Origin of the sequence: Amycolatopsis pittospori (genome assembly GCF_013870525.1) — a bacterium.
GTDB lineage: Bacteria > Actinomycetota > Actinomycetes > Mycobacteriales > Pseudonocardiaceae > Amycolatopsis > Amycolatopsis pittospori.
In genome coordinates this window covers 1-16,287 of sequence record NZ_JACBXD010000027.1, presented here as the reverse complement: position 1 = coordinate 16,287, position 16,287 = coordinate 1, and the positions used below count along the sequence as shown (strand labels likewise).

17 protein-coding genes are annotated in these 16,287 nt (G+C 69.2%); 8 read left to right on the top strand and 9 right to left on the bottom strand.

Annotation, left to right across the window (positions count from 1 at the left end; translation table 11 throughout):
* Nucleotides 1-68: 68 nt before the first annotated feature.
* Both H5J31_RS17290 and H5J31_RS17285 read right to left on the bottom strand, forming a co-directional pair.
* The gene (locus tag H5J31_RS17290; RefSeq protein WP_181773610.1) at nucleotides 69-1,397 is read right to left on the bottom strand and encodes a M20 family metallopeptidase; all 1,329 of its coding nucleotides are present in this window, start codon (nucleotides 1,395-1,397) and stop codon (nucleotides 69-71) included.
* A complete protein-coding gene (locus H5J31_RS17285; protein WP_181773609.1) occupies nucleotides 1,394-2,164 on the bottom strand; it encodes a class I SAM-dependent methyltransferase in 771 nt (256 codons plus the stop codon). The genes H5J31_RS17290 and H5J31_RS17285 overlap by 4 nt, the downstream gene beginning before the upstream one ends.
* Nucleotides 2,165-2,307: 143 nt before the next feature.
* Here H5J31_RS17285 and H5J31_RS17280 point away from each other — a divergent pair, with 143 nt between their 5' ends.
* From H5J31_RS17280 to H5J31_RS17270, 3 genes are all read left to right on the top strand, one after another.
* Nucleotides 2,308-3,210: a DNA-3-methyladenine glycosylase family protein gene (locus H5J31_RS17280; RefSeq protein ID WP_181773608.1), complete on the top strand. Its 903-nt coding sequence runs from the start codon at nucleotides 2,308-2,310 to the stop codon at nucleotides 3,208-3,210.
* A 75-nt stretch (nucleotides 3,211-3,285) separates the two neighbouring features.
* Nucleotides 3,286-3,999 (top strand): M50 family metallopeptidase, encoded by a 714-nt coding sequence (locus H5J31_RS17275; protein WP_181773607.1) that lies wholly within the window; start codon nucleotides 3,286-3,288, stop codon nucleotides 3,997-3,999.
* 52 nt (nucleotides 4,000-4,051) lie between these two features.
* On the top strand, nucleotides 4,052-5,284 hold the full coding sequence (locus H5J31_RS17270) for an aldehyde dehydrogenase family protein (RefSeq protein ID WP_181773606.1): 1,233 nt from the start codon (nucleotides 4,052-4,054) through the stop codon (nucleotides 5,282-5,284).
* Nucleotides 5,285-5,343: 59 nt separating this feature from the next.
* Here H5J31_RS17270 and H5J31_RS17265 read toward each other — a convergent pair whose 3' ends face one another.
* The 4 genes from H5J31_RS17265 to ccrA all read right to left on the bottom strand — a co-directional run bounded on the left by H5J31_RS17265 (nucleotide 5,344) and on the right by ccrA (nucleotide 9,629).
* Nucleotides 5,344-6,519: an adenylate/guanylate cyclase domain-containing protein gene (locus H5J31_RS17265; protein ID WP_181773605.1), complete on the bottom strand. Its 1,176-nt coding sequence runs from the start codon at nucleotides 6,517-6,519 to the stop codon at nucleotides 5,344-5,346.
* Nucleotides 6,519-6,968, bottom strand: coding sequence for a universal stress protein (locus H5J31_RS17260; RefSeq protein WP_181773604.1), 450 nt, complete (start codon nucleotides 6,966-6,968; stop codon nucleotides 6,519-6,521). The genes H5J31_RS17265 and H5J31_RS17260 overlap by 1 nt, the downstream gene beginning before the upstream one ends.
* A 106-nt stretch (nucleotides 6,969-7,074) precedes the next feature.
* The gene (locus H5J31_RS17255) at nucleotides 7,075-8,184 is read right to left on the bottom strand and encodes a coiled-coil domain-containing protein (RefSeq protein ID WP_181773683.1); all 1,110 of its coding nucleotides are present in this window, start codon (nucleotides 8,182-8,184) and stop codon (nucleotides 7,075-7,077) included.
* A 104-nt stretch (nucleotides 8,185-8,288) separates the two neighbouring features.
* Nucleotides 8,289-9,629 (bottom strand): crotonyl-CoA carboxylase/reductase, encoded by a 1,341-nt coding sequence (gene ccrA, locus H5J31_RS17250; protein ID WP_181773603.1) that lies wholly within the window; start codon nucleotides 9,627-9,629, stop codon nucleotides 8,289-8,291.
* Nucleotides 9,630-9,870: 241 nt separating this feature from the next.
* Between ccrA and H5J31_RS17245 the strand changes: the two genes are divergently transcribed.
* A complete protein-coding gene (locus H5J31_RS17245; protein ID WP_181773602.1) occupies nucleotides 9,871-10,239 on the top strand; it encodes an SPW repeat protein in 369 nt (122 codons plus the stop codon).
* A gap of 16 nt (nucleotides 10,240-10,255) precedes the next feature.
* Nucleotides 10,256-10,828 carry a TetR/AcrR family transcriptional regulator gene (locus tag H5J31_RS17240; protein ID WP_181773601.1) on the top strand — a complete coding sequence of 191 codons (573 nt, stop codon included), beginning with the start codon at nucleotides 10,256-10,258 and terminating at the stop codon, nucleotides 10,826-10,828.
* Here the strand turns inward: H5J31_RS17240 and mce are convergent.
* Nucleotides 10,822-11,271 carry a methylmalonyl-CoA epimerase gene (gene mce, locus H5J31_RS17235; RefSeq protein WP_181773600.1) on the bottom strand — a complete coding sequence of 150 codons (450 nt, stop codon included), beginning with the start codon at nucleotides 11,269-11,271 and terminating at the stop codon, nucleotides 10,822-10,824. The two genes, H5J31_RS17240 and mce, sit on opposite strands and share 7 nt — an antisense overlap.
* A 131-nt stretch (nucleotides 11,272-11,402) precedes the next feature.
* Between mce and H5J31_RS17230 the strand changes: the two genes are divergently transcribed.
* Nucleotides 11,403-12,584 (top strand): acetyl-CoA C-acetyltransferase, encoded by a 1,182-nt coding sequence (locus tag H5J31_RS17230; protein ID WP_181773599.1) that lies wholly within the window; start codon nucleotides 11,403-11,405, stop codon nucleotides 12,582-12,584.
* A gap of 4 nt (nucleotides 12,585-12,588) precedes the next feature.
* Entirely contained in the window at nucleotides 12,589-13,557 is a 969-nt protein-coding gene (meaB, locus tag H5J31_RS17225) for a methylmalonyl Co-A mutase-associated GTPase MeaB (RefSeq protein ID WP_181773598.1), read from the top strand.
* A 155-nt stretch (nucleotides 13,558-13,712) separates the two neighbouring features.
* On the opposite strand, the gene H5J31_RS17220 is transcribed toward meaB, so the two are convergent.
* On the bottom strand, nucleotides 13,713-14,300 hold the full coding sequence (locus tag H5J31_RS17220; protein ID WP_181773597.1) for a hypothetical protein: 588 nt from the start codon (nucleotides 14,298-14,300) through the stop codon (nucleotides 13,713-13,715).
* Nucleotides 14,301-14,446: 146 nt separating this feature from the next.
* Between H5J31_RS17220 and H5J31_RS17215 the strand changes: the two genes are divergently transcribed.
* Nucleotides 14,447-15,127 (top strand): peptidylprolyl isomerase, encoded by a 681-nt coding sequence (locus H5J31_RS17215; protein WP_181773682.1) that lies wholly within the window; start codon nucleotides 14,447-14,449, stop codon nucleotides 15,125-15,127.
* 75 nt (nucleotides 15,128-15,202) lie between these two features.
* Here H5J31_RS17215 and H5J31_RS17210 read toward each other — a convergent pair.
* Nucleotides 15,203-16,287 (bottom strand): aminotransferase-like domain-containing protein (locus H5J31_RS17210; RefSeq protein WP_181773596.1); only part of this gene is annotated, 1,085 nt, incomplete at its 5' end.

Here is a 16,287-nt window from a genome sequence, read left to right as displayed (position 1 = left end):
TGTGAGCTTCCTGTGGAAATCCCCTGGGCTTTGCTGAGAAGAATTACCTGAGAAACCTCAGGCTCCGCTCAGTCGAAGAAGGCCGGGACGTCCAAAGCGCCGCCCGAAGCCTCGAACTCTTCGTGCACGGCGGTGCGGAGTTTCGTGTCCGCCAAGTAGTCGACCGCGGTCATCGCCAGTCCCATCGCGCCGTCCACGACCGCGCGATCGCCGTCGGGCGAACCGGCCGCCGCGGCGAACTCCTTGGTGTGCAAGGCGGTCGTCGGTCCGGCGATGGCGATCATCGGGTGGATCGCCGGCATCCGGTAGGAAAGGTTGCCGAGATCCGTCGAACCGGTGAGGAACTCGGGCACGATCCCCGGCGGCAGCGGTTTGCGCCCGGCATCGACCTGGTGCACCGACCAGCGGCCGGCGAGTGTGGTGTTGAACCGGATCGGCAGATACGCCGGTTGCCCGTCCCAGTGCAGTTCGACGCCGCAGCCGGTCATCTCCGCCGCGCCGCGGGCCACCGCCGAAACCCGCTCCGCGAGATCGCGCAGCGTGTCCGGTTGCGCGGACCGCAGATAGAACAGCAGCGCGGCGCGTTCGGGTACGACGTTCGGCCGCGCGCCGCCGTCGGTGAAGACGCCGTGGACGCGGTCGCTGGAGGGCAGATGCTGCCGAAGCGCCGCGACGCCCTGGTACGCGGCGACGGCGGCGTCGAGCGCGTTGCGTCCCATGAACGGCTGTGCCGACGCGTGCGCGCCGACGCCGGTGAACACCATTTCGAGCTGGCGCCTGCCGAGGAACGGGTGCATCGCGATGTCGTGGCTGAAGGGATGCAGCATGACGACGGCGTCGATGTCGTCGAAAACGCCCGCGCGGGCCAGCGTTTCCTTGCCGCCACCGCCTTCCTCCGCCGGCGTGCCGATCAGCGAGACCCGGCCGCCGAGCCGTTCGGCGACCGCCGCCGCGCCCAGGAAACCGCCCGCGCCCGCGGTGCAGATGACGTTGTGCCCGCAGCCGTGGCCGAGCCCGGGAAGCGCGTCGTACTCGGAGAGGACCGCGATATGCGGACCGCTTCCGGGAGTGCTCGTGACCAGCGCGGTGTCCAGTCCGCCCGCGCCGATCGTCACGTCGTGGCCGTGCCGTTCGAGCAGATCGCCGAGCGCGCGAACCGAACGGTGCTCGGCGAATCCCTCCTCCGGATGAGCGTGCAGATCTTGGCTCAGTCCCACCAATTCCGCCGTCAGCGCGTGGATCTCGGTGCTGACGGCGTCCCGCGTGGCGGAATCCGCGCCGTCGTGCGGCGAGCCGAGGGGCTCGGCCGCGGCGACGGCTTCCGCGGTCGCTTCGACCAGCGAGCGGAGGTAGCTGTCGTCGGGGGGAATCGGCGAAGCGTGCTCAGAGCGGATCATGGCCGGATGTTAACCGGTAGCTCGCCCGTGACGATTTGCGTGACGCCGGAGTACCGCTCGTTGACGCGGTCGAAGCCACGCCGGAACAGCTTCATCGTGATCTCGCCGCGGTCGAACATCCGCTGTCCGCTCACCCTGCCGAGGACGGTGTCCGCGAGCCGCAACGGCTGATCGCTGTGCCGTGCGCTGGTCAGCAACACCAGCGAACCGCCCGGTTTCAGCACGCGTGCGAACGAGTCCAGCGCGGCATTGGGATCGGCGAACATGTGCAGCGCGGCGAAGCAGCAGACGGCGTCCACAGTGGAATCCGCGAGCGGCAGATCGACGGCGTCGGCGCGAAGGTAGGTCACCGAGGGCGGGCTGGGAGCGGCGAGCGCCTTCTCCAGCATGGTGACCGAACCGTCCAGCCCGATCGACAGCCCGTCCGGGCCGACGGCCTCGCCGAACGCGCGGGTGAACCGGCCGGTGCCGCAGGCCACGTCCAGCGCGACCTGGCCGGGACGCAGGGCGAGCGCTTCGAGGGCGATGCGGACCTCGTCCTCCATGCTCGGCCCGGTGAGTCCTTTCGCGACCCTGCCCAGCGTCGGACGCCAGTAGTGCTCGTAGATCATCGGCACGGCGGAGGTGCGCATCAGGCGCTGCGCGAGTCCGGTCGGCGGGCCCGCCTGCGGGATTTCGCCCAGCAGATCAAGAAAACCTTCGCTCGCCTCGGCGGACGCGGAGCCCGGCCGCAGCAGGCTCACGAGACGTTCGTGGTTGTCCGGCATCGGTCTCTCCCTTCACGGTGGTCACCCGAGAATCTGCCATGACCGGCCCGTTCGCGACATTCCCGCCGCCACGACCCGAAACTGTCGGTGGCCGTCTCTAACGTCGGAGGGAGTCGCCGTTCCCCAGCCGAAGGAGCACGAAAATGATCGGCTCGATCCTCCAGCACACCGCTTCGACCACCATCCGCGTCCCGGTACGCGGCCCGTTCGACCTCGATCAGTCCATCCGGTTCCTGACCGGTTTCCCGCCCGCGTGCCGCACCGACGCCGCCGCCGAACCCGGCACCTTGCGCCTCGCCTTCCCCGCCGAAGCGGGCTGGGAACATGTCGGAGCGGCCATCAGACAGAGATCGCCCGGCTCGATCGAAGTCGAGGTCTTCGCCGGCGGAGGGCTCGCCGGCGAGGTCGCCGCGCAGGTGCGGCGGATCCTCTCGGTGGACATCGACGGCGTCGGTTTCTCCCATGTCGGCACGACGGATCCCGTCGTGCGCCGTCTTCAGCAGGACTTCCCGGGGTCGCGGCCGGTCCTGTTCTCTTCGCCGTACGAGGCGGCCTGCTGGGCGATCCTGAGCCACCGGACGGGGATGAAGCAGGCGGCCACCGTCAAGAAGCGGCTGGCCGAGGAGTTCGGCAGGCCGGTCGACGTCGGCGGGCAGATCCTCATGTCGTTCCCGGCGCCCGACGTCGTGGCCGGAGTGGGGATCCGCCCCGGGGTGCCCGAGGTGAAGGTCGAGCGGCTGCGCGCGGTGGCGAACGCCGCCAAGGACGGTCTGCTCGACGCCGCCTATCTGCGTGCCATGCCGGTGCCGGACGCGTTGCGGTGGCTGCAACGGCTGCCGGGGATCGGACCGTTCTCCGCACAGCTGATCCTGATCCGGGGCGCCGGGCATCCGGACGTCTTCCCCGGCGACGAGCCTCGGCTGCAGGAGGCGATGCGGGCCGCGTACGACCTGCCGCTGGCACAGCCGGAGGAGCTGGAGGAACTCGCCGCGTCGTGGCGGCCGTTCCGCAGCTGGGTGGCCTTCGCCCTGCGGAACGACCGGTGAGTCTCGCATGCGGGAGAACGGGGGTTCCCTGACCACCTGACACGGGACGAACCCGGCTTGTGGTGAGCTGGTGTGGTGAGCTCGTCTCCCGCCGAAACGGTTTCCGACATCGCCCAGTCCACCCCGCCCGGCACGATCACCCTGGTCACCGGTGGTCTGGCGCTGCTCGTCGTGGTCTCGGGCAGGCCGTGGCGGATCGCCCGTAACCTGATCACGCTCGTCCACGAGGCAGGGCACGCGCTGGCCGCGATACTCGTCGGCAGGCGGCTGCAGGGGATCAAACTGCACTCGGACACGTCCGGCGTCACCGTCTCCCGGGGCAAACCCGAGGGACCGGGGATGGCCTTCACCGCGCTGGCCGGGTATCCGGCGGCCGCGGTGCTCGGGCTGGTGTTCGCCGGGCTGCTGTCGTCGGATCTGATCACCATGGTGCTGATCGTGATGGCGCTGATGCTGCTCGGCGTGCTGGTGATGGTGCGCAACACCTATGGCGTGTTCGCCGTGGTCACCAGCTCGGTGGTGCTCGGACTGGTCGCGCTGGTGGCGCCGTCGTGGTTCCAGGCGATCTTCGTCTACCTGCTGACCTGGTTCCTGTTGTTCGGCGGCGTCCGGCCGGTGATCGAGCTGCAGATCAAACGGCGCCGGGGCGCGGCGCGGGATTCCGACGCCGATCAGCTCGGCAGGCTCACCGCGGTGCCTCCGGTGCTGTGGGTGCTGGTGATGGCCGTGCTGACGGTCAGCTGCCTCTTCGCGGGCGGATTGTGGCTGCTGGAGCCGACCGTCGCCTGACCTGGGCGGTACGGCACACTGGTGGCTCGTTCCGCGCGGAAGGAGTCACCAGATGGACGAGGTCGCCAAGGCCGTCGAGGAATGCGCTCGATCGGCGAAACGGGCCGCCCCGTCGCTGGCCGCCGCTTCCGCGGAGGCGATCGACGCCGCGCTGAACGCCATGGCCGGCAAACTGGTCGAGCACGCCGACGTCGTGCTCGAGGCGAACCAGGCCGACATCGCCAAGGCGCGCGAGGACGGGATGAGCGCGGGTCTGCTCGACAGGCTCACCATCACGCCCGAGCGCCTGACCGGTATGGCCGAGCAGCTCCGTCTGCTGGCCGGTGCGCCGCACCAGGAGCGCTCCGTCGACGTGTCCACTTTGGATGGTGGGTTGCGGCTGGTGGAACGTCGCCGCCCGGTCGGCGTGATCGGCGCGAACTACGAGGCGCGTCCGAACGTCACCGTCGACGTCGCCTCGCAGCTGGTGAAGTCCCGCAACGGCGGCGTGCTCCGCACCGGCTCGGCCGCGCTCGGCTCGGCTCAGCGCCTGCGCGAGACCGTGATCGCCCCCGCGCTCGCCGAGGCCGGCATCGACCCGGACGTCATCCAGCTGGTGCCACGCGCCGAACGCGAAGCGGCTTCCGCGCTGGTGCGTTTCCCCGCGCCGGTGCCGCTCGTGATCCTGCGCGGCAGCGGCGACAGCACCCGCGCGCTGGCCACCGAGGCGGCCGTCCACGGCGTCCGCACGCTGGCCCACGCCGACGGCGGTGGCGTGCTGTACATCGACGAAGCGGCCGACACCGACAAGGTGCGCGATCTGGTCTTCAACAGCCTCGACCGGCTCGGCGTCTGCAACCGTCTGAACCTGCTGCTGATCCACGAGGGCGCCCACGACCGCGTCTGGCCCGGCATCTCCGGTGCCCTGGCCGAGCGCGGCGTCACGCCTTCGCTCGCCCCGCACGAGCACGCCATCGGCTACGAATGGGCGCTCGACTCCGACCGCGAAGCCACCGTCACCGTCGCGAAGGTCGCGAGCCTGCCCGAAGCGGCCGAGATCGCCAACGAGCAGACCTCCGGCCTCGCCGCCGGCATCGCCACCGAATCCAGCGAAGCCGCCGACGCGTTCTTCGACGCCTACACCGGCACCGGTGTCTTCTGGAACGCTCCGACCCGCCTGCTCGACGGCTTCAAGCTCCTCGCCGTCCCCGAGACCGGCATCAACCTGGACAAGGTCCCCGGCCCGCGTGGCCCGGTCACCTACACCGACCTCTACGTGCGCCAGTACGCCGTCCTGCCCGCCTGACCTCGCGCTGGTCCGAGGGCGATAGCAAAGGTCCCTTGCTGCCGCGATGAGACGAGCGATCAGCGACGCCGCCGCTTCGACCGAGGCCGAGGCCGTGGTCGAGGCGGCAACGAGTCCGCCGTAGCGTCCTCGATCTCTTCGGCGAGCTCGTCCAGCTCCGGAGGCTCCGAAGCGGGAACGACGCCAGGAGCCAGCCCCAGCATCTCGGCCGCCAACTGCTGCGAGGAAGCGAACATGCCCGAAGGCCTGTCTCGTGCCCTTCGCAGCGAAGAAGGCCGTAGCCGGTTGTAGCCCCGCACCGACACCGGCCGCCGGGTCCGCACCTCGTACTCCTCGAGATCGGAGAGTTCGGCGGCGAGTTCCTTGTCGATCAGGATGGTGCCCGGCCGGGCGGTCGAGGTGAGGCGGGCGGCGAGGTTCACGACCGAGCCGTAGACGTCGCCGAAGCGGCTGAGGATCCGTCCCGAGGCCATGCCGGCGCGTACGGCGGGCAGGGTCTCGTCGGTGTCGGCGCGTTCGGACAGGGCGAGGGCGATCTCGGCGCCGTCGACGGGGGAGTCGGCGACGAACAGGACCTCGTCGCCGATCATTTTCACGATCCGCCCGTGGTGTTCGGCGACCACTTCGGTGGCGACGGATTCGAAGCGGTCCAGGACGGCGCTCAGTTCGTCTTCACCGATTTGCCTGGTCAGTCGGGTGTAGCCGACCATGTCGACGAATCCGACGACCTCGGTCCTGGCTGCGAGATCTTCGTCCGACGACGCGAACGCGCGGCCGGAGTAGGCCGCGAGATGCCGCCGCCAGACGAAGTTCTGCACCTGTTCCAGTTCCGGCAGCAGCCGGTCGACGAGCCGCGCGATCTGGCGTTCGCTGGTGCCGACGTCCTTGTTCTCGGTGATCATCGTCCACAGCATGTGGACCTGCCATTCCGCGAGCCGCGAAAGGTGCTGGCCCAGCGCGCGGGTCACCGCCAGCTCGATGCTCGGGTCGATCAGACCCGAGTTCATCAGCTGGTCGGCGGTGCGGATCGCTTCGATGTCGGCGTCGGTGAAGACGACCTCGTCGTCCTCGACGGTCGCGAAGCCCAGGGCGCGCCAAAGCCGCCGAGAGCGTTCTTCGGGAACGCCTGCCTTCTCGGCGACTTCGAGCCGGGTGTACTTGCGTCGCCCGCCGAGCAGGATCCGTTCGAGGCGCTGTTGCAGCGCGTCGGGTGCGGGCTCGCCGGAATCGGCCATTAGGTGGTGTGGACGATGAGCACGTCCACCCCGGACTTCCGCGCGACCTCGGACGGCACGGAGCCCAGGATGCGGCCCGCGAGAGTGTTCAGGCCGCGGTTGCCGACCACCAGCAGGTCGGCGGAGTGGTCCGCGACGACCTTGCGCAGTGCGTCGACGGGGTCGCCGACGACGGCCTTGGTCTCGATGTTCTTCGCGCCGGCCTTGGCGGCCCGGTCCCGGGCGGACAGCAGCGTGTCCTCGGCCGGGGCGGAGCCGACGACCTGGTAGGCCTCGTCACCGAGGACGTCCTGCGCCTTCTCCACGTCGCCCTTGTTGGCGGGGTAGTAGGCGCACACGACGACCAGGGTCGCTCCGGAGTCTCCGGCGACGCCCGCCGCGCGGTCGACCGCGGCGAACGAGGAATCCGATCCGTCCGTGCCCACGACCACGGTCCGATATGCAGCCATCCGCAACCTCCACCGATCTCCTCAGCCCGCGCACGCACGCGAGCAGCGACGATAACCGCTCGACGACGGGCCCGCAGGCCGTCGTGAGCTCGGTCGGGTGAGAAGGTTACTCGCCAGTTGGTTTCTGCGCTGCCGCAGGTCGAGGTGAAGGCTTCGCGCCTGATGTGGCCTTCGGCACATCGGACGTCCGGATCTGGACCGTGGCCTCCGAGTCGGGCGACGGCTTCCCCTTGAGATCCGCCGGGACGTGCGGTTCGTCGCCGAGGACATGGGTCGCCTCGGCGAGCGCGGTCCGCGCGGTGCGGACCTGCTCGGCCAGGCTGGAGCGCACCTTGCGGAGCGCTTCCACCCGTTCGGTGGCCTGGGTGATCCGCCGGTTGGACTCCTCGGTGGCCTGCCGGACACGGCGGCGTGCCTCGTCGGCCGCCTCGGCGAGCCTGGCGTTGGCCTCGGTGATCGAGTCCTGCTTGCGCTTGTTGGCGTCGGCGACGGACTCCCGCTGACGGCGTTCGATGTCCGCCTTCGCCGTCGTCTCCTCTTCGAGGACCTTCGCGCGGATCGTGGCGGCGTCCTCGGTGGCTTCGCGGACCCGGCGGGCGGCCTCGGCCTTGCTCGCGGCCTCCTGCTCGGCCAGCGCGTGCATGGCTTCGGTGCGCCGCGAGGCCATCGCGATCTCGAAGTCCTCTTCGACCTGGGTGCGGCGCTGCTGCGACTCGGCGTCGAGCTTGTCGCGTTCGGCCTTCGCCTTGTCGGTGATGTCCTTGGCCTCGGCGCGCGCCGTCTCCAGCACCCCGCGGTGCTCGGCCTCCATCTCCTTGCGACGGAGATCGAGCTCGTTGAGCAGCTGCTCGTAGCGGGCGCGCATGGCGCTCGCGTCGGTCTCCGCCTTGGCACGGATGTGCCCGGCTTCGGCTTCGGCGCGCGCCTTCGTGTCGGCGGCCTCGTCCTGCGCCAGCCGCAGCATGCGCTGCAGGCGCTCGGAAAGACCCTCGACGCTCGTCGGCGGCTGGGCGAGCCTGTCGACCTGGCCGCGCAGATCGGCGATCTCGCCGCGCGCGATCTCCAGCTGCCGTGCCAGGTCGCCCGCCTGCCCGATGGCGGCATCGCGATCGGCGGTGAGCATCTTCAGATCGGCGTCCAGCCGCTCGAGATGTTCGTCGACCTGCGCACGGCTGTAACCGCGCTTCGCCACGTCGAAGCCGGCTCCCAGCGGCACTAGCTCCCGTTCCTCGCCAAGGCTCATCCTTCTACCGTAGTCGAGCTGGAGTCACGGAAGGGTGAGCACCCACGGAACGCGCGGCGAAAGTGCGTTCTGGCGCGCTAAACGTTCCTGAACGCGTTGATGCCGTCGATGTGCTTCGCGCGCAGTTCGTGGTTCCGGACGCCCAGACCTTCTTCCGGCGCAAGGGCGAGCACGCCGACCTTGCCCTGGTGGGCGTTGCGGTGGACGTCGAGCGCGGCCTGCCCGGTTTCCTCCATCGAGTAGGTCTTCGACAGCGTCGGGTGGATCAGACCTTTCGCGATCAGCCGGTTCGCTTCCCACGATTCGCGGTAGTTCGCGAAGTGGCTGCCGATGATCCGCTTCAGGTTCATCCACAGATAGCGGTTGTCGAACTGGTGCATGTACCCGGACGTCGAGGCGCACGTGACGATCGTGCCGCCCTTGCGTGCCGCGTAGACCGACGCGCCGAAGGTCTCCCGGCCCGGGTGCTCGAAGACGATGTCGGGGTCCTCGCCACCGGTCAGCTCGCGGATCTTCTTGCCGAACCGCTGCCACTCCTTCGGGTCCTGGTCGTGCTCGTCCTTCCAGAACCGGTAGCCCTCGGCGTTGCGGTCGATGATCAGCTCCGCGCCGAGCTTGCGGCAGATCTCCGCCTTCTCGGGGCTGGAGACGACGCACACCGGGATCGCGCCGCCGTTGAGCGCGTACTGCGTCGCGTAGGAGCCGAGGCCGCCCGAAGCGCCCCAGATCAGCACGACGTCGCCCTGCTTCATGTCGGCGCCGTTGCGCGAGACGAGCTGCCGGTAGGCCGTGGAGTTCACCAGCCCGGGCGAGGCGGCCTCTTCCCAGGTGAGGTGATCCGGCTTCGGCATCAGCTGGTTCGCCTTGACCAGCGCGATCTCGGCGAGCCCGCCGAAGTTCGTTTCGAAGCCCCAGATCCGCTGCTCGGTGTCGAGCATCGTGTCGTTGTGCCCGTCGGGGCCTTCGAGTTCCACGTTGAGGCAGTGCGCGACGACCTCGTCGCCCGGCTTCCAGTTGTGCACGCCGGGGCCGGTGCGCAGCACGACGCCGGACAGGTCGGAGCCGACGACGTGATACGGCAGGTCGTGACGCTTCGAAAGCGGCGAGAGCCGCCCGTAGCGCTCCAGGAACTTGAAGGTCGAGACCGGCTCGAAGATCGAGGTCCAGACGGTGTTGTAGTTGATCGCGCTCGCCATGACCGCGACCAGCGCCTCGCCAGGGCCGAGTTCCGGCGTCGGGACCTCGTCCACGTGCAGCGATTTGCGCGGGTCCTTGTCGCGGCTTTCGAGGCCCTGGAACATCTCGGCCTCGTCCTTGTGCACGGTCACCCCGCGGTAGGACTCCGGGACGTCGAGTGACGCCACGGCGCCGAGGTCATCGTTCAGAATGGCCTGCTGGATCTCGCCGATCTGCGTCATCGAAACCTCCGCGATTGGGGGGACGGCGTAGGCGCACTCCGCCGATGTGGCCTCACCGGCAAAGAGTGGTTCGCTCAAATTACTCACGGGTAACCAAGTCCACAACTGTACGAGACGTGGAGCACGTACACATCCCGAAGTGTTATCGACCGGTCTTGACCGGCCGGCCAACCAAGCGGACCATCGGGGGTGGAGATCTCTCCGACCTGCAGGTTCAGCCGATATTCGGAGGTGAGCACGCATGAATGAACCCACGACGCGCCCTTGGACCCGTCCCCATGACTGGGCGGAGGTGGTCATCGGTGTCGTCGTCGCGGTTTCACCCCTCTGGATGACCACGGACAACGCCGCCCTGTGGACGCTCGTCATCCTCGGCGCGCTGATCGCTCTCGACGGCCTCGCTTCGCTTGCGATGCCTGGCATGGTTTACGGCGAAGGCGTTCAGATCGTCCTGGGCGTGCTGCTGTTCATTTCGCCCTGGGTGATGGGATACGCCGACTTCATGGGCGCGTCCTGGACCGCCTGGATCGGTGGCGTCCTGACGGTGGTGGCCGGGGCGGCCGCGATGCCGATCGCCCAGGCGACGCACAAGATGGCAGGGCAGCACTAGAACGCTAGGAGCGCGGGTGAAAGAGGATTCGGCGAAACAGCGCATCCTGCGAGCCGCGGAGGCGCTTTTCGCCGAATCCGGTTTCGGCGCGACACCCACGTCCCGGATCGCCGAACAGGCCGGCGTGCCCAAAGGCCTGGTGCACTACTACTTCCGGCGTAAGTCGGATCTGCTGACCGCGTTGGTCGCCGAACTGCCGGACGCCCGGATCGAACCGGCCGTCGTGGTGGTCCCCGGCGACCTCGCGGGCAGCCTGCGCGGACTCGTCGGGGAACTCGACCGGCGATTCAACCGGTCCTTGGCGCTGTCACACCTGCTGTGGCGCGAGGCCGACACGCACCGCGCGGTCCGCGACGCGCTGGCCGAACGGTTCCAGCAACTCGTCCGCCAGGTGAAGGCCGTCATCGTCGCCGCGACCGGCGGCGAACTCGCGATCGCCGACGTCGATTCGGCGTCCGGACTGCTCGCGCGGGCGGTCAGCCACCGGCACGCGACGGCGCGGCACAACGAAGACGGGGACCCCGCCGAGATCGATCGCGAGGTCCTCTTCATCGCCGAGGCGCTGTCGTCTCGGTCGCGCGGTCAGTGACCTTCCTTCGCGGGTTCGACCAACTCGACGAGCACGCCGCCGGCGTCCTTGGGGTGCACGAAGTTCACCCGGCTGTTGGACGTGCCGCGCTTGGCCTCCTCGTAGAGCATCCGGAGTCCCCGCGCGCGCAGCGCGGCCGCGGCGGCGTCCACATCGGACACCCGGTACGCGAGCTGCTGCAGCCCGGGACCGCTCTTGGCGATGAACTTGCCGATCGCGGAGTCGTCGCGCAGCGGCGCGAGGAGCTGGATCGCGGTCTCGGTCCCGGCGGTGCCCGGCGCGCGCAGCATCGCTTCGCGGACGCCCTGCTCCTCGTTGACCTCTTCGTGCGCGACCTCCAGGCCGAAGTGCTCGGCGTGGAAGGCGATCGCGGCGTCGAGATCGGGGACCGCGATGCCGACGTGGTCGATGGCCGTCACGAACGGTTTCAGCGCCTGGTTCATGCAAAGGAGGATAGGTGCGCGGGCAAGCGAACCGGCGTGCGCCGCCTCACACTGGCTCCATCAAGAGGCCCGCGACCCGGGTATGGTCGCGAAGACCCCCTTTGCCCTTGCGCCGATGCTTGGAGGACGCCGTGTCCGGTTCCGTGATCCTGGGTGCCGCCCGTACACCGATCGGGCGATTGCTCGGTTCCTTGAAGGACTTCTCGGGCGCCCAGCTCGGCGGGTTCGCGATCAAGGCGGCACTCGAACAGGCCGGTGTCTCCCCGGACGCGGTCCAGTACACGATCATGGGCCAGGTGCTCACCGCCGGCGCGGGCCAGATCCCGGCGCGCCAGGCCGCGGTGGCCGGTGGCATCCCGATGACCGTTCCGGCGCTGACCATCAACAAGGTCTGCCTTTCCGGTCTCGACGCCATCGCACTCGCCGACCAGCTCATCCGCGCGGGCGAGTTCGACCTGATCGTCGCCGGTGGCCAGGAGTCGATGACCCAGGCGCCGCATCTGCTGCCGAAGTCCCGCGCCGGTTTCAAGTACGGCGACACCACGCTCGTCGACCACATGGCGTACGACGGCCTGTTCTGCGCCTTCGACCAGGTCGCGATGGGCGCCTCGACGGAGAAGTACAACAGCCGCTACGGCGTCACCCGTGAGCAGCAGGACGAGTTCTCCGCGCGTTCGCACCAGCGTGCCGCCGCCGCCATCGCGGAAGGCCGCTTCGACGCCGAGATCGCGCCGGTGTCGATCCCGCAGCGCAAGGGTGACCCGGTCGTCTTCTCCCAGGACGAGGGCGTTCGCGCCGACACCACCGCCGAGAGCCTCGCGAAGCTGCGTCCGGCCTTCGCCTCCGACGGCACCATCACCGCCGGTTCGGCTTCGCAGATCTCCGACGGCGCGGCCGCGGTCATCGTCGCCAGCAAGGCCAAGGCCGAGGAACTGGGGCTCACCGCGCTCGCCGAGATCGGCGCGCACGGCGTGGTCTCCGGTCCGGACGCGAGCCTGCACGAGCAGCCGTCGAACGCGATCCTGGCCGCGCTGGCCAAGGAGAAGCTGACCGCCGACGCGCTCGACCTGATCGAGATCAACGAGGCGTTCGCCGCCGTCGGCCTGGTCTCGGCCGACAAGCTCGGCGTGGACGTCGACAAGGTCAACGTCGACGGCGGCGCCATCGCGCTCGGCCACCCGATCGGCGCTTCCGGCGCCCGGCTGGCCGTGCACCTCATCCACGAGCTCCGTCGTCGTGGCGGCGGCCTCGGCGCGGCCGCCCTCTGCGGTGGCGGTGGCCAGGGCGACGCGCTCCTCTTCCGCGTCCCGTAAGCCTTTGCCGGTACAGCTGGACATCGACGAACTGGTCGGTCGCGCGCGGGACGGCGTTCCCCGCGCGATCGCCCGGTTGTTGTCGCTGGTCGAGGACGCCCATCCGCAGTTGCCCGAGGTCGCGGCGAAACTGACGCCGTATACAGGGAACGCGCGGGTCATCGGCCTGACCGGACCGCCGGGTGTCGGTAAGTCGACATCGATGTCCGCGCTGCTCACGGCGTTGCGGGCGTCGGGTTCGCGGGTCGGTGTGCTGGCGATCGACCCGTCGTCGCCGTTTTCCGGCGGCGCGCTGCTCGGCGACCGGATCCGGATGACCGAACACGCCACCGATCCCGGCGTGTTCATCCGGTCGATGGCCACACGCGGACATCTCGGCGGATTGTCGTGGGCGACGCCGCAGGCCGTCCGCGTCCTCGACGCGGCCGGGTTCGACGTCGTGCTGATCGAGACCGTCGGCGTCGGTCAGTCCGAAGTGGACGTCGTGAAACTGGCCGACACCACCGTGGTCCTGCTCGCGCCCGGGATGGGCGACGGCATCCAGGCGGCGAAGGCCGGCGTGCTGGAGATCGCGGACGTCTTCGTCGTCAACAAGGCCGACCGCGAGGGCGCGGACGCGACCATCCACGATCTCAAGCAGATGATCTCCTTGGTACGCCGGGAGATCCGCGGTCCGAGCTGGCGTCAGCCGATCGTGCGAACGGTGGCGTCACGCGGTGAAGGCGTCGAAGACGTCGTCCGCGCGCTGGGTGACCATCACGACTGGCTGGTCCAGCGGGAGGAACTGTCCCGGCGCCGCGCGGCCCGGGCCCGCGACGAGGTCGAGGCGATCGCCGTCCAGCGGTTGCGGGCGGAGATCGTCGACCTGCGTCACGGGGACAGGCTCGCCGAACTGGCCGAACGCGTGGTGGCACGGAAGATCGATCCGTTCGCGGCGGCCGAAGAACTGATTTCGGACCTGCGCGGATCGTGACGCCGCTCCCATGGCGCCTGGTTCCCTGACAGGAGTTGCGAAAGCCACGTTCGCAACCTTCAACGTTGCGAACGTGGCTTTCGCAACATGAGACCGCACTCGCGACGACGGTTCAGGGGGAAGAGGGCGGTTTCAGAGGGACGGCCATTCGTGCATCAGAAGTCCACGTACATCTTGATGTCACCGAAGTCGCTGTCGAGGTTGTCCAGATGGTTGACGGCGTCCTCTTTCCAGACCTCTAGCTGGTTTTCCTCGCCCTCGGTCAGCGGCTCGCCGTCGGCGACCTTGTTGGCGTACTTCGTGATCGTGAGGGTCTGGCCGCGGCAGAACTCGACACGCTCCAGGAACCTGTCCGCCATGTCCTGGTCGAAGACCCGGCCCATCCGGACGTAACCGTTGTTGACGTGCTCCTCGCAGTAGAAATGCGCGGCCGCCGAGGCGATCCACTCGGTCAGCGAGGCGCTGCCGCGGGGCCATTTCTCCAGGACGTGCGGTTTGAGCTCGCGCGCGATACGGACGACCCGGCGCCGCTCGGTGTCGTTGAGCCCGTCCTCCTTGCGGAAGTCCAGGATCATGTCGTCGACGACCTTGGCGAGTTTGACGATGCGCGGCTGGTCGAGTTCGGCCGGTTTGTCCGGCGGCTGCCCGGCCATGACCCTCTCGTGCACCAGGACGTACTGCGTGTACGCGTAGAGGAAGGTCAGCGCGTTCAGCTGCCACTGGTGTCGTTCGGCGATCTCCACGCTTCCGACCATAACCGCGGACCTACTTCCGGACCTGTGGAAACGGTGGGGATTCACCCTATGCTCTGCTCTTCGTCCACGGCTGGGAGGCAGGAACCGTGCAGAGGATCGCGAAAGCTTTTGTGGCTGTGCTGGGGGCCGGGCTGATGCTCGCGGCCGGGACGGGCACGGCGTCGGCCGAAGCCGCCCCGCCCAAGGTCACGAAGGGCCCGTGCCAGTACACGCAGACCCCGGACGAGCCGGCCGCACGGCCGGTCCCGCTGCCGCCCGACCCGCGTCGTACGCCCGACTGGGGCAAGGTCCCGCTGCAGCTGAAGACGAACCAGGGCAAGATCGACCTGACCCTCGACCGGGCGAAGGCGCCGTGCACGGTGCAGAGCTTCCTGCATCTGGCGGTGCACCGGTTCTACGACCGCACGACCTGTCACCGGCTGACGTCGTACCCGACGTTGAAGGTGCTGCAGTGCGGCGACCCGAGCGGCACCGGTGAGGGCGGCCCGGGCTACAAGTACAAGGACGAACTGCCGGTCGGCCTGCCGCCCGCGCCGACCGATCCGACCGGCGAGCGGAAGGTGTACTCGCGCGGCGTCCTCGCGATGGCCAACGCGGGCCCGGCGACGAACGGCAGCCAGTTCTTCGTGGTCTATGGCGATTCCGCGCTGCGGCCGAACTACACGATTTTCGGCACCGTGGGCTCCGACGGCCTCGAAACACTCGACAAGGTCGCCGCGGGCGGCATCAAGCCCACCCCGGAGGACCCCGCCCCGGTCGACGGCGCACCCGTCCTGAAGACCGACATCCTCCGCGCGCGCCCCTGGTACTGCTGACCCCCTGTGCGTTTAGTCCTCTGAATGCGGTGGTTCGCACTACCAACTACCGCATTCAGAGGACTAAACGCGGGGTCAGGTGACCTCGAAGATGGCTTCGCGGAGGGCTTGGGTGGCGCCGTTGAAGGCGTGTTTCGCGGCGGCGCCGTACCCGATGATGAGCCCTTCGCGCTGGGGTTCGCCGATCCAGTAACCGCTGAGCCCTTCGAGCCCGATCGCGCGACGGCGGCAGGCGGCCATCACCTCCATCTCGCCGGGGATCCCGCCGGAGAACTGGAGCACGAGGTGCAGACCGGCCGAGATCCCTTGGTGCCGCACGGAATCCGGCAGGGCCGCGAGCAGCCGGTCCCGGCGGGAGCGGTATTCGGTGCGGCAACGGCGGATGTGCCGGTCGTAGGCGCCGGATTCGATCAGTTCGGCCATCGTGAGCTGGTCCAGCAACGCGGGCCGGGCGCCGCTCGCGTACATCTCCGCGCGTACCGGTTCGACGAGGAAGCGCGGCAGCACCATCCAGCCCAGCCGCAGGGACGGCGCGAGCGTCTTGCTCGTCGTCCCGACGTACACGACCCGCTCGGGTGCGAGGGCCTGTAGCGCACCGACCTGCTGGTTGTCGAAGCGGAACTCGCCGTCGTAGTCGTCTTCGATGACGACGGCGCCGGATTCCGCCGCCCATCGGGTGAGTTCCGCACGCCGCCGCGGCGCGAGGGTGACGCCCAGCGGGTACTGGTGCGCCGGGGTGACCACCACCGCCGGACTGTCCAAAGCGGACACTTCGATCCCGTGGTCGTCGACCGGGACGCCGACCACACGGGGACCGTTCGCCGCAGCGATGTGCCGGTAGATGTGCAGGGACGGGTTCTCGAACGCGATCTCGTCCACTCCGCGCGCGTGCAGTACTCGCGCCAGGATCGCCATCGCGTGCGAGAACCCGGAGCACACCAGGATGCGTTCGGGGTCGGCGACGACGCCGCGGCTCCGGGCGAGGTACGCGGCGAGCGTCTCGCGCAGTTCCGCCGCGCCGGCCTCGGCGGTGTAGTCGAACGCCGTCATCGGGGCCTGGTGCAGGGCCCGCCGGGTCGCCGCGAGCCACGCCGACCGGGGGAACGCGGACAGGTTCGGCCTGCCGGGCCGCAGGTCCCAGCGTGGCGCCGGGTTGTGAG